Origin of the sequence: Paenibacillus sp. 32352, assembly GCF_002042965.1 — a bacterium.
In the GTDB taxonomy this organism is placed as follows: Bacteria; Bacillota; Bacilli; order Paenibacillales; family NBRC-103111; genus Paenibacillus_S; species Paenibacillus_S vulneris.
Map to the genome: position 1 here is coordinate 225,543 of NZ_MZNT01000009.1, position 12,924 is coordinate 238,466.

Genomic DNA, 12,924 nt, shown 5'->3' on the forward strand with positions numbered 1-12,924 from the left:
AAGGCTTTGACGGATAAATAAATATTTGGTACACTCCTTATGTGTAATTATTACGTTTAAATAAAGGCAAGAGTACTTAAATGATGAAAATCATAGGAAATGATAAATGGTAAGAAGAGGGGCTGCTATCTTGGTAGATGGTTTTTATTATTTTTAATAATCGTAAAAATTACATATAAGTAATGGAGTTGTCTGAGTGTTAGCAAAGTTCCAATGAAGGGAGGTGATCGCATGCGAGTCGTTGTCACATTGGCGTGCACAGAAACGGGTGATCGTAACTACACCACAACGAAGAACAAAAAGACGCATCCGGAACGTCTGGAATTGCGCAAATACAGTCCTCGTCTAAAAAGAGTAACGCTTCATCGCGAAACGAGATAATACATCATCTTGATGGGTAAGGCCGGAATCTGGGTTCCGGTCTTTATGTTTCGATCAGATGAAATAAATCCATGATACCTATCTCTTCGGGAGGAAAGAAATCAATGAAAGCTTTATCCAAATGGCTAATGACCAGCCTTGTTTTGATTATCGCAGCGGGATGCTCCGTGAAAGCGATCTTGAATAGCGGGAATGCCTCTACCGAATCACAGCCAGCTGCGGACACGATGAAGTCATCTCCTGCTCCGGACCAAAAGGGATTTATGAGCTTTAAGGATGACATAGGACGTACGATTGATCTGAAAACGCAGCCGAAGAGAATCATCGTGCTATCGCCGCAGCTGCTGGATCTTCTCTATGCTGTTGATGGAAGCGCCATCGCCAAGACTACTTCACCAAGCGCAGCCGTCCCCGAACAAGCAAAGGGCATCGAAGATGTAGGGGGGATGACAACCGTCAATACGGAAAAGCTCCTGGCCTTGAAGCCGGATCTGGTGATCGGTTCCACCTCATTTCATCGTGAATTAGCCAATGTATTGGACGCAAGCGGCATTCCGTTTGCTCTCTTCAGCCTCAGCACTTATCAGGATTTAAAAGAAAAAGCCCCTCTGTTCGGTCAACTTGCCGGTAAGCCAAACAGAGCGAATGAGGAGCTTGCCAAGCTGGATGAGAAGATCAAGCTTCTCACGGCCAACTTGCCGGATCAAAAGCCGACCTTTATTATGCTGAATGTCACGCCGACCAGCATCTCCGTTCAAAGAACCAATACGGTCGGGCTTGAAGTCGCAGGAATGCTGAAGATGAAAAATGTCGCTGAAGCGCTTGATGCTTCTTCCAAAAGCCAGTCTACGGCTCCCTATAGCTTGGAAAAGGTGGTGGAGCTGAATCCTGATTACTTATTTATCCTGATTCATGGCGCCCGTGGGGACGGTGAGAAGAAAATAAAATCCGAGCTCGCCGCACAGCCAGTTTGGTCTTCCCTGCGAGCGGTCAAGGAAAATCACATGACCGTCCTTCCATCCGACCTGCTGCTATCCAATCCCGGTTTCCGGTTGAACGAATCCGTCGCTTATTTAGCCGAATATGTGTATCCGGAGATTTATAAGAATGCCAAATAAGGGAGAACGAATCTCAGGCCGAAGAAGTACGGTTGTCCTTGCGCTGCTCCTTGCAGCAGCTTGTCTGTCTATTGCGTTCAGCCTTAGCTCCGGCGCGGTCTCGATATCTTTGCCTGACATATGGGGCTATTTGTTTCACGATAATGCGGGTCCGATGAAGGAGGTCATCTGGAATATCCGGCTGCCCAGAACACTGATTGCTGCTCTTGTGGGGATTCATCTGGCGTTGTCAGGGGCGCTGCTGCAAGGAGTTATGCGCAATCCGCTGGCGGATCCGCATATTATCGGCGTTTCCTCCGGTGCGGGGCTGGTCGGCGTCGTGATTCTGATTTTATTCCCGAATTTGCCCTGGCTGTTGACTCCGATGGCTTTTCTCGGCGCCTCGGGAACGGCCGTCGTTATTTATTTGCTGGCCTGGAAAGGCGGTATTCAGCCTGTACGCATTATTTTGGCAGGCGTAGCGGTATCTGCTTTTCTCGGTTCCGGCATTTCGGCACTGCTGACCTTCTACAGCGACCGAGTCCACGGGGCGTTAGTGTTTCTTGTGGGAGGGCTGGCAGCCAAAAGCTGGCCGCAATTATCCATCATGCTGCCTTATTCGGTTATTGGCGCAAGCTTGGCTTTGGCAGGTGCCGCCCACATGAACATTCTTGGGCTAGGCGATGCGAATGCCAAGGGATTGGGGCTTCGCGTCGAGGCGACCCGTCTCGTCATGACGGCCGTTGCTGCGCTACTGGCGGCAAGCGCGGTCAGTGTCGTAGGCCTGCTCGGTTTTGTCGGCCTGATTGTTCCTCATTCGACGCGGCTCCTAATCGGCAGTGATTACCGGTTTCTGCTTCCGGCGTCAGCTCTGATGGGCGTAATCGTCGTTACATGCTGCGATACGTTGGCACGTCTTCTTTTTGCCCCGATAGAGCTGCCTGTCGGTATCCTGATGGGAGCCTTGGGAGGGCCGTTCTTTTTATATTTGTTGAGGAGAGAAGCGGAATGATCTCGATGGCGATGCACGATATATCCGTCCAGTATAACGGCCGAACGGTCATCAACAAGCTGAATTGGCATATAGACTCCGGGAACATATACAGCATTCTTGGACCGAACGGATGCGGGAAGAGCACCTTGCTGAAATCCATTTCCAGCCAACTGAAAGTACAGACCGGCTTCATTCATCTGGATGGCAAGGCGCTGAACAGCATCACACCTCGCCAGCTGGCCAGGCAAATGGCGGTTCTCCAGCAGAGTCAGGAAAAGCTGCCTGAGCTGACTATAAAAACCTTGGTCGGCTACGGGCGGTTTCCCCATAAGCCGGTTTGGGAGCGGCTCGGTAAGGAGGATGAAGCGATCATTGACTGGGCACTGGCACAGACAGGCACCGAAGCCTATGCAGGGCGCAAGCTTGCTTCGTTATCAGGGGGAGAACGGCAGCGGGTCTGGATCGCGATGGCGCTTGCCCAGCAGCCCGGTATTCTGCTCCTGGATGAGCCTACAACGTATCTGGATGTCAGCCATCAGCTCGAAATTATGGAACTGATAAAAGAGATTAACCGGTCGTATGGAGTCACGATCATCATGGTGCTTCATGATATCAACCATGCGGCTGCTTTCTCGGATGAAATAGCGGTCATGAAGCAAGGCGGTTTATATGCAAGCGGTACCCCGGAGGAAGTGATCACGGCTTCCATGCTCGCAGACGTCTTTGGCGTCAGAGCCAGAATGGACTGGGATAGCGAGAGCGGGCGTCCCTCCTGCCTGATAACGGGGCTAGTCGAGAAAAAAGCGCCTGATCGCAACCGAGAGGAGCTGTTTCAACCATTTTCCCGCTCATAGGGATAACCATTATCAAAGGAGGTTCAGGATCTATGCAGGACATGTTCCCGTTTACGGCCATTGTTGGCCAGGAAAGAATGAAACAGGGGCTGCTTCTCAATCTAGTCAATCCTAGGCTTGGAGGCATTTTAATACGCGGAGAGAAGGGGACTGCCAAATCGACGGCGGTTCGCGCGCTGGCCGAGCTCATGCCGGATATCCATGTGGTTACGCTGCCTGTCAGCGCTACCGAAGACAGAGTCGTAGGGACGCTGGATATTGAGCATGCGATCAAACAAGGCGAAAAGCGTTTCGAGCCGGGGCTTTTGGCAGCCGCCCACGGACATATTTTATATGTGGATGAAATCAATTTGCTGGATGACGCCATCGTGGATGCGCTGCTGGATGCGGCGGCTATGGGAGTTAATACCGTGGAACGGGAGGGGGTGTCTTATTCGCATCCATCGCGATTCATTCTTATAGGTACGATGAATCCGGAGGAGGGCGAGCTTCGCCCGCAGCTGCTGGACCGGTTTGCTCTTTCCGTCGAAGTGAACGGAGAGAAGGAGGTGGACACCCGAATGGAGGTCGTTCGCAGAAGGCTTGCGTTTGAATCCGCTCCTCATCGGTTTCGAGGACGGTTCGAGCAGGAACAGGCAGCGCTTCAAAAGCGGATTATGGAATCGCGCCGGATGCTGAGCCTGATGGAGCCTATGGATTCTATGCTGGAATGGGCTGCTCATATCGGAATCCGATTGGAAGTAGATGGCCACCGTGCGGATATCACCTTAATCAAGACGTCCATGGCGATAGCTGCGTTTGACGGAAGATCGCAGGTTACAGCGGAGGATATGATGGAAGCGGCCATGCTGGTCATGCCCCATCGGATGCGCAAGCAGCCTTTTGAAGATCATGTTCATGGAGCGGAATCCATCCGTATGCTGCTGAACAATATGCAGCTGGAGAGTCATTATGTTTCCTAATGAGGCCTCGGCTCCTTATCCATTTTGTGCGGTGGTCGGGCAGGAACGGGCACAAAAGGCCTTGCTGCTTCATGCCATAAATCCCCGGATTGGCAGCGTGTTGTTGTGTGGAGAAACCGGGACAGCCAAGACGACGCTAGTGCGTGGCCTTACTGACTTGCTGCCGCAAAGAAGAAGACTCGTCGTGCCAATTCATGTTACCGAAGATCGCCTGTTCGGGTCATTGGATAGCGCCGCGGCTTTCCGTCAGGAAGGGAGGAGGCTGGCCCCTGGCTTACTCTCGGAAGCAGATGAACAAATGATGTCTGTAGACGATGTGCAGCTGATGTCCGAGCCCCTGCTGAGGTCCATTCTGCAAACGGCGGAGAACGGTTCCTACCGGATCGAACGGGAAGGCTTGTCGGAGTTCAAGACGGCCCGGTTTCTTCTGTTCGGAACGATACATGTGGATACTCTGTATAGCCATGTGCTGAAGCAACCATTGTCCGATCAATGGGGGCTTTTTGTCCAGATGGAACCTGTGCGAGAGCATGAAAAGAGACAGCAAATCATTCGCCGTTGTCTCGCTTTCGAACGAAACAAAGCCCTTTTCGTCAGTGAATATGAGACGGAAACAAGAGAGCTGCTTAACAAGGTGACGAAGGCATCGCTGCTTCTTTCTTCAGTACATGTAGGCAAAGATATGCTGCGGTTGGCAGCTGAAATATCGCGAGAAGCAGGGTGCCAGGGGCACCGGGCGGAAATGATACTTGTCCAAACAGCAACGGCTATCGCCGCTTGGGAGGGCCAGACGGAAGTGAAGTCGCATCATGTGCAGGAGGCGGCACCATACGTGATCCCGCATCGGATGCGAGACGGTAAGGCTCCTAATGATTTGTCCGAAACTCCGTATAATGGCCATGTAATGAATGGCTCCGACAGACAGGACGAGATGCCTGGAGTGCCATCTCGTCCTGAACGCTCCCCTCATGCACCATCCGAAGCCCAGCAGCAGGATGCAGAGGATGAGCTTTCGCCGCTCAAACATTCTGGGATGGATTTCAATGTGGATGATGATATCGAAGTTCCGGCTGACGCTAAGAACGGGGAATCACCGGATACGGTCGGTGCGCGGGAAATCGTAGAGGCGATCGGGCGAGATTACGAAGTGTTCCGCTATAGCTTTACCGCTATATCCAAGCCTGGCAGCGGAAGATTCGGTAAGCGCAACAAGTCCGCAGCGGGAGTGCGTTCCACATCGGGCCGCTATGTTCGGGCTATGCTGCCCAAGGGGCCGGTTCGGGATCTGGCTCTGGATGCAACGCTGCGGGCGGCGGCCCCATTCCAACGTCTTCGCCATGACCGGTTACTGAGGAGCGAAGGGGCACGGGTCAACCGGCTGCTGATCGAAACAAGCGACCTTCGGGAAAAAGTACGGGAAGCCCGATTGGGAACGGCTCTTCTATTTGTAGTGGATGCCAGTGGATCGATGAACGCTTCCAAGCGGATGAAGGCCGTTAAAGGAGCTATCGTATCTTTACTGCGCGATGCTTACCGGCAGCGGGATGGTGTAGGCTTGATTGCATTTCGCGGGGAGAAAGCCGAGTTGATGCTGAACATAACCCGGAGTGTTGAGCTTGCCGAACGCAAGCTGAGAATCATGCCTACAGGGGGCAAGACGCCTCTGTCTGCTGCTTTAAGGAAGGGCGCGGAAACGCTGGAAGCCTGGATGAAAAGAAAGAGCGGCCTAGTACCCGCCATGATTGTTATCACCGACGGGAAGGCGAATGTAAGCCTCAAACCGGATAGCGATCCATGGAATGAAAGCTTGAATATCGCCCGGCGAATCGCCGCCTCCGGCATTCAGACGATGGTGATCGATACGGAAGCCGGTTTTGTTTCCCTAGGGTTTGCGAACAAGCTGGCAGAGGGGCTGAGGGCAGCCTATTATCGTCTTGAACAAATAGAAGCAGGCAATATCGAACGGGCCGTACGCAGCATGCTTACATAATTCATGGGGGGAGATACAGCATTGAACATCATCGTTTTGACAAGCAACGAAATGATTCAGGCCCATCTGTCGGAAGCGTACAGGTCTTTGAACGACGATCAGCGAAGTCTCTTGAAGCTGAGCGTGATGAACCTGGATGGACGGCAAGCCTTTGTCTTGGATAGTGAAAAAGAGCGAAGCTTCGAGGAAGCAGACTTACTGCTCTTTGACGCCCACGGAGTCCGCAAAGAAGTGGTCGGACGCCTCTCCCGGTTTATTAGCAGCCTGACCGCTCATGTTGTGCCGGTAGGTAGCGATTCTTCTGATATTCGGGCATTAACGAGGCTTGGCAGCTTGAGAGCAGATGATCTGCCTTTTCCGGCGCTGCGAAGCAGAGCGCATTCGATTGCTGAAGAGCTGCGCCAAGATTATTTGAGCTTCGTTTCCTTCAACGAATACTGGCGCGGCGGCGGAGCGGCCAATATGCTCGGTCTTCTTTGTATGGCGGGACGGGAATACGGCCATTACGACATACTGCCGGAACCTGCCGAGCCGAACGTGCTGCAGGAGCTGTGCATTGTAGATCCGGCAACCAGAACCGCCTATTCCTCTGCCTCCGCTTACTGGAGCAGCCGAACGGCCAGCAGCAGGCCTGTTGTAGCTCTGTTCTTTCTAGGTAACGGCAATCCAGGGCTCTTTTCGGATTGTATCGGCCCGATCAGTAGTAAGATCGAGGAGTTCGCTGATGTTCTGCCGATTGCTTTTCCATCGGTTATGAATATTTCTGTGACAAGATTGCAGGAATTGCTTCAGGATGCGGAACGTCGCGTCAGCCTGCTCGTCAATTTCCTGCCGTTCCGCCTCGGTTCCGGACCAGGCGGTGATGCTAACGGTGAAGCCAAAGAGCTGCTTACCGTGCTTGGAGTGCCGATGCTTCATCCGTTTTTTCTATCAGGGATGATGCACGGGGAATGGGAGCACTCGGCTCGCGGTCTGAATCCTTCCCAGCTGCTTGTTCAAGTCATGCTGCCGGAACTGGACGGCAGTATTGAAACGTACCCGGTAGCGGCATTGCAGCGCGAGAGCATGGATCGGGGGCTTGGCATTGAACGGACCCGCCTGGCGTTGATTCCCGAAAGAACTGATAAGCTGATCGGCCGCATCCGAAGGTGGCTCCATTTGCAAGGCACATCAAACCGGGAGAAAAAGCTGGCCTTGATCGGCTACAACTATCCCCCGGGAGAAGGGAATGTGTTCGGCGGATCTTTTCTGGATACGTTCGAATCCTTATCCCGCCTGCTTACATTGCTAAAACAAAATGATTACGATGTAGAGGAAATGACCGCCGAGGAGCTGCATACGAGCTTCGTAGAGGGCGGGCTGGTGAATTCGGGGGTATGGACCGGCGAGCATGCAGCGTCTTCGATGATTCGCTTCCATGATTCCGATTTTCAGCGTAAGCTTCTAAGCAGAGTCTGGGGAGAGGGGGCTGTGGCACGGTGGGGAGAACCACCTGGCGACGTCATGTCGGAGGAGGGAGCATTTCTTCTGCCGGGGATCATCAATAAGAATGTGTTTATTGGGCTGCAGCCTTCACGCGGCATCCATGAGCATCCTGAGCAAGCGGTCCATGACCGGACGCTGCTGCCGCCGCATCAATATACTGCATTTTATCAATGGATCAGGGAAGAGTGGAAGGCGGATGCGTTAGTCCATATCGGTACCCATGGAACGCTTGAGTTTCAGCAGGGCAAAGAATCCGGAATGTCTGCTCATTGCATTCCTGATGATTTTATCGGGGAGCTGCCACATCTGTATTTCTACTATGTCGGCAATCCTTCTGAGGCGATGATCGCGAAGCGGAGGAGCCATGCGCTCCTGATCGGTTATCAAGCCCCGCCTTTCATGGAAGCAGAATTGTATGGAGAATGGTCGGATCTTGAAGCGCTGCTTCACGAATACCGAGCTGCCGAGCAATTGGACCCTGACCAGTGTGCCGCTATCCTCGCCAGAATGCTGGATAGTGCCAAGCAGCTCCATCTTAATGCTGGCGAGCCCGAAACCATCGAAGAAGAGCTGTATAGGATGAAACGATCGCTGATCCCAAGCGGACTTCATGTATTAGGGGAGGGATACTCTTCGGAGGAAGCCTCTGCGCATATGAGGTTCGTCCTGCGTCACGAGCGAGGTAGCATCCGTTCCTTGCGCGGGCTGCTGGCCGATCTTCAAGGCCGGAATACAGAAGCAGGGGCAGCTGGTGGGGAGACCGAACTATGGCATGAGCTTGATCAGCAAGCAGAGGCGGTTGTCCAAGCCTACATAGATACCAGAGAGCTACCAGAGTCTTACCGGGGTGCGCCAGCCGAATGGCGGGCAGCAATGCAGGAGTCGCTCGAATACGGTTATACATCTTATCAAGCCAGCAAAAGCAACAATGAGCTGCAGAGCTTGCTTAGAGCGCTTGAAGGCCGATACATTCCGGCGAAGCTGGCGGGGGATGCCCTGCGCTCACCGGAAGTGTTGCCCTCAGGGTACAACTTGGTTCAGTTCGACCCGCGAGCGGTACCAAGCCAGACGGCAGCAGAGAGGGGAGCGGCCACAGCGGAAAATTCCATACGGCGGTATTACGACGAGCATGGCGAATACCCGAATACGACGGCAGTCGTATTATGGGGACTGGAGACCTCACGTACCCAGGGTGAAACCATCGGGCAAATCCTGCATTATTTGGGCGTCCGAATAGCTGGCGGGACGATGCGCACTTCCTATGACATCATTCCGCTTGAACAATTAGGACGTCCCCGCATGAACGTTGTCGTTCAGATTACTGGAGTTTTTCGCGATATGTTCCCTAATTTGCTGGAGGATTTAAACCGTTTGTTCCAGCGCATATCCGAGCTGGATGAGCCGGAGGAAGAGAACTACTTTAAAGCCCGTACCTGCGAGACGGCGGCATCGTTAAGTCAGAACGGCTACAGTGCAGAAGAGATGGCGGATCTGGCGAGCGCTAGGATTTTCGGTCCGGCTGAAGGAGCATACGGCACTTCGGTGACCCGGCTCATCGAAACCAAGCATTGGAGCGGAGAAGATGAATTGGGCAAAGCTTACGAGGACAGCCAGCATTATGTATACAGTCTGACGCAGCGAGGCAGAGGAGAGCCGGAATTGCTGCGCTCTCATCTGAAGGCGGTCGATATCGTATCGCAAATCCGCAGCAGCCATGAGCATGAAGTAACGGATTCGGATCATTATTATGAATATTTCGGCGGCTTATCCAAAGCGGTAGAGATGGCTAAAGGCGGCAAGGCTGACATTCATATTACGGATACTACCGGAGAGCATGTCATTACAGAGGAAGCGGAGAGTGCTATTGCACGTGGTGTACGAACCAGGCTGACCAATCCGAAGTGGATAGATGCGCTGCTGCTTCATTCTTATCATGGAGCGCAGCAGATCGCCAGACGATTTGAGAATGTGATGGGTCTGGCTGCAACGACAGGGAGTGTAGCTCCATGGGTATTCGAGCAGCTGAATGATGTGTATGTTAAGGATGAATCTAGAAGCCGGCAAATGGAACAAAATAACAAATGGGCTTATCATTCTATGGTGGAGACCTTGCTTGAAAGCCATCAGCGCGGCTATTGGAAGCCGGATGAAGAAACGCTGGATAAGCTGCGCAGGAAGTACATCGAGCTGGAAGGAAATCTGGAATAGCTCCGGTCTCTTCATCAATGATATTTCGGCCACAAGAAGGGGCCGACTTTTGCCAATTCGCAAAAGTCGGCTTTTTTGCCGTTTCGTTATATAATAGAATGGGTAATGTACTAAAATGCCTTCTTCTTCGCGCGCTAATTGTTTTTTTCGAGCATATCAACGAAAATCCGGACTAAAGTCCGAACTATATGAGTAAGATGGATAGGGTATTTAAAGAGAAAGGGGGCTGCTTTGATGGAAGATCGCATGGAGCAGAGATATGTACCCGAGCAACCGATCCTGCCGCTGGAAGGCGGGATGGTCTATATGGGAAAAGATTTATCCCTAAATCGAAAGGTTATTCTGTACTCTCTCGATATTCCGGACGAAGAGTTTGTTCGGACCTATACGCAAATGATAGGGGAAGCATCCCAGTTTACGGACAGGGCGTTTATTCATATTTTGGATACGGGATACAGCCGCGCAGCGAAGCGTTTAACCGCTGTTCTAAAGCCTTGTAACGGTACGCTGCTGATTACGGAAATCGACAAGAAGACGCTGGCTTTTGCAGAAATGATATCCATCGTGCACAAGCTGGCGTTAGGAATGCAAAAAGCGCTGGAGGAAGGCATTGTCGGTTTTTCCGTACGCCCGGACAATATATGGCTCGATTCGGAGCGTTATCCGGTGATTATGAATTATTGGGAGCAAGGAAAAGACAATGAGCGCGGGACATTCGGATTAAGCAGCTTGCTGCTGCAGATGCTGACAGGCTCCTCCACGGCACAGCTGCATTTGGAGGATGCTGCTGTTCAAGAGTCTTTAAGAGCGGTACCGAGCGAGCAAAGAAGCGTGCTTGTTCCGCTGATTCAGCAGGCGATGACGGAAGACGTTCCGTTAAAGCTATTCATCGCCCAGCTTGCCCGCATAGTCATAATGAGAAGCTCACAGAGCGCGGCAAGTACCGTGGAGCCTGAACCAAGAAAACGGCCTGTGTCGACGATCATGAAATCGCCGGCAGATGAGGTGCCGGCACCTAAGAAGGCGGCCCAGAACGACGAGCCTGTACGGAAGGCGACCCGAATCGTTGAGGAAGACGACGATGAGGAAGAAGAAGAGGAGGCCCGAAAGCTGACGGTAGGGAGCGTGATGAAAAAGCTGCTCTTTATCGGCGGGGCGATCGTCGTTATCGGGATATGCTCCGTGCTGATCCTGATGGGCTTGCTCGAGGCCTTGAAGCCGGATAAAGGCTATAGTCCTCCGAGCAGCAGCGCCGTTTCGGAGACGACGCCGACACCAACGCCGGAGCCTACGGCAACACCGAAGCCGGATGCGCCGAAGGAGACGAAGCAGCCCGGTAGCGGCGAAGTGAAGCCTCCAGGCAGTCCGACTAAAGTTCCTAATTTCATCGGAATGACAGAGAGTGAGGCTCATCAGGCTGCACTGGCTGCCGGCCTGCATTACGAATTTTCTATGGAAAACAATGAGATGGAAAAGGGAAAAATATTTAAGCAGAACCCGCAGCCGAATGCTGATGCCAAAGCGGGCGACACCGTCGTTTTCTCGATCAGCAAGGGACCGTAACATTAACCGTAACATTCGTTTAGAGGTTGTAACATTTGATAAAATGATAAAGCCCGATAAACCGCTGCGAGGCGATTTATCGGGCTTTGTTTATAGAATTTATAGATTTCGGGGCTCCCCGCAAAGTACCTGAATCAGCTCCGAAGCAATTGCCACACTTTGTGGGGCTATTTTAAGTATAGGCAAGTCCGTTTAATTGCGGCAGCGGGATGGCGGTCCAACCCGGCAGCTGCTTTGCATGCGCCGATTCCGGGTCGAACAGCAGAGAGACCAGCTCCTCTGCGGACAGCTCCAGGCTGACGCTTCCATCCGGGAGCGTCACGCGGTATTGGCCCTCCTGCAGGGCGGTGACTGCAGGAACAGGACTGCCGCTCGCGCGCAAATAGGGAGCGGCTTGCTCGAGCAGGCGCTCGGCGCTTACGACGAACACGGTTCCGCTGTTCGTCCCCGGCGTCGAGGCCAGGCCTGCTTCGCGCAGCAGCTGCATGAGCTCGTGCTCATGCCAGCCGACCGCAACCTTGAGCTCCGCAAGGTTGAAGCGCTCCACCGCGTCGGCGAGCAGCGCGCCGACGGCTTCAGCCGGCCCGGCCCACTCGGTGGCCGTCGGCTGTCTCTTGCTGTGATAGCGGCCGGGGGCCTCGATCACAGCATAGCTGTCCACGCCGCCTCCCGCCGGGGCGGCGACGAGCACCTGCTGTGCCAGCTTCGTGCAGCTGGCGTGGGCTTCCGCACCGAGCAGCCGCTGCAGCTCGGTGACGCTTTGCGCGAACGCGACCTCACGGGCGTTCGCGGCAGCCTGCATCGCGAACGCGTCCGTCGGCGCGTGCAGGCGGACCGTGCGGCCGCTAATCCCCGCGGTTAACGAGCGCAGCCGGGCTGCGCCCTCGGCATCCAGCGTGAACCGCTCCGTGCGGCCGAAGTGATAGCAGTGCGCCCGCGTATACAATGAGCGGTCGCCCGAGATAAACACCAGCGAAGCGCCGGCCTGCTCGGCGTGCTGCTTGCACAGATCCAGCAGGCGGCCGGCAGTGCCTTGGCCGCGGTAATCCGGATGGGTGCACACCGATCCCATCGAGAATACGTTCAGCCGCGCATCGCCTGCTTGCAGAACGAACGGGACGAAGCCCATGAAGGAGACGAGCTTGTCACCGACGAAGGCTCCATAGGAATGGCTTTGCCCCGGCGAGAAAATAAGCGGGAAGGCGGTGCCCATCGAGACTTGCTCGGCATCGCGGAAAATGTCGTCCGCCAGCTGGACGGCCTGCTTCAATTCACTGCTTTGTACCAATCGAAATTCCACTTTTTAGCGCCTCCCAGTGAACTTTTTATTTTTGGTCAGTTAAGTATGCGATCATGGATGTCTATACTTCAAAGTATACTCGCCGGAGAG

The 12,924-nt window shown here is 53.5% G+C and carries 9 protein-coding genes; 8 read left to right on the forward strand and 1 reads right to left on the reverse strand.

Going from position 1 to position 12,924, the window contains the following annotated elements; translation table 11 throughout:
* Positions 1 to 231 precede the first annotated feature (231 nt).
* The 8 genes from rpmG to B1728_RS21505 all read left to right on the forward strand — a co-directional run bounded on the left by rpmG (position 232) and on the right by B1728_RS21505 (position 11,534).
* The gene (gene rpmG, locus B1728_RS21470; RefSeq protein ID WP_079912445.1) at positions 232 to 381 is read left to right on the forward strand and encodes a 50S ribosomal protein L33; all 150 of its coding nucleotides are present in this window, start codon (positions 232 to 234) and stop codon (positions 379 to 381) included.
* 104 nt (positions 382 to 485) lie between these two features.
* On the forward strand, positions 486 to 1,499 hold the full coding sequence (locus tag B1728_RS21475) for an ABC transporter substrate-binding protein (protein ID WP_144027953.1): 1,014 nt from the start codon (positions 486 to 488) through the stop codon (positions 1,497 to 1,499).
* Positions 1,489 to 2,490: a FecCD family ABC transporter permease gene (locus B1728_RS21480; RefSeq protein WP_079912447.1), complete on the forward strand. Its 1,002-nt coding sequence runs from the start codon at positions 1,489 to 1,491 to the stop codon at positions 2,488 to 2,490. The genes B1728_RS21475 and B1728_RS21480 overlap by 11 nt, the downstream gene beginning before the upstream one ends.
* The gene (locus tag B1728_RS21485; protein WP_079912448.1) at positions 2,487 to 3,326 is read left to right on the forward strand and encodes an ABC transporter ATP-binding protein; all 840 of its coding nucleotides are present in this window, start codon (positions 2,487 to 2,489) and stop codon (positions 3,324 to 3,326) included. Before B1728_RS21480 ends, B1728_RS21485 begins: the two co-directional genes overlap by 4 nt.
* 32 nt (positions 3,327 to 3,358) lie before the next feature.
* Entirely contained in the window at positions 3,359 to 4,288 is a 930-nt protein-coding gene (locus tag B1728_RS21490; protein ID WP_079912449.1) for a magnesium chelatase ATPase subunit I, read from the forward strand.
* Positions 4,278 to 6,278: a VWA domain-containing protein gene (locus tag B1728_RS21495; RefSeq protein ID WP_079912450.1), complete on the forward strand. Its 2,001-nt coding sequence runs from the start codon at positions 4,278 to 4,280 to the stop codon at positions 6,276 to 6,278. Before B1728_RS21490 ends, B1728_RS21495 begins: the two co-directional genes overlap by 11 nt.
* 21 nt (positions 6,279 to 6,299) lie before the next feature.
* Positions 6,300 to 9,971 (forward strand): cobaltochelatase subunit CobN, encoded by a 3,672-nt coding sequence (locus B1728_RS21500; protein ID WP_079912451.1) that lies wholly within the window; start codon positions 6,300 to 6,302, stop codon positions 9,969 to 9,971.
* 234 nt (positions 9,972 to 10,205) lie between these two features.
* A complete protein-coding gene (locus B1728_RS21505; protein WP_079912452.1) occupies positions 10,206 to 11,534 on the forward strand; it encodes a PASTA domain-containing protein in 1,329 nt (442 codons plus the stop codon).
* 172 nt (positions 11,535 to 11,706) lie between these two features.
* On the opposite strand, the gene B1728_RS21510 is transcribed toward B1728_RS21505, so the two are convergent.
* Positions 11,707 to 12,834 carry a GNAT family N-acetyltransferase gene (locus B1728_RS21510; RefSeq protein WP_079912453.1) on the reverse strand — a complete coding sequence of 376 codons (1,128 nt, stop codon included), beginning with the start codon at positions 12,832 to 12,834 and terminating at the stop codon, positions 11,707 to 11,709.
* Positions 12,835 to 12,924: the final 90 nt, after the last annotated feature.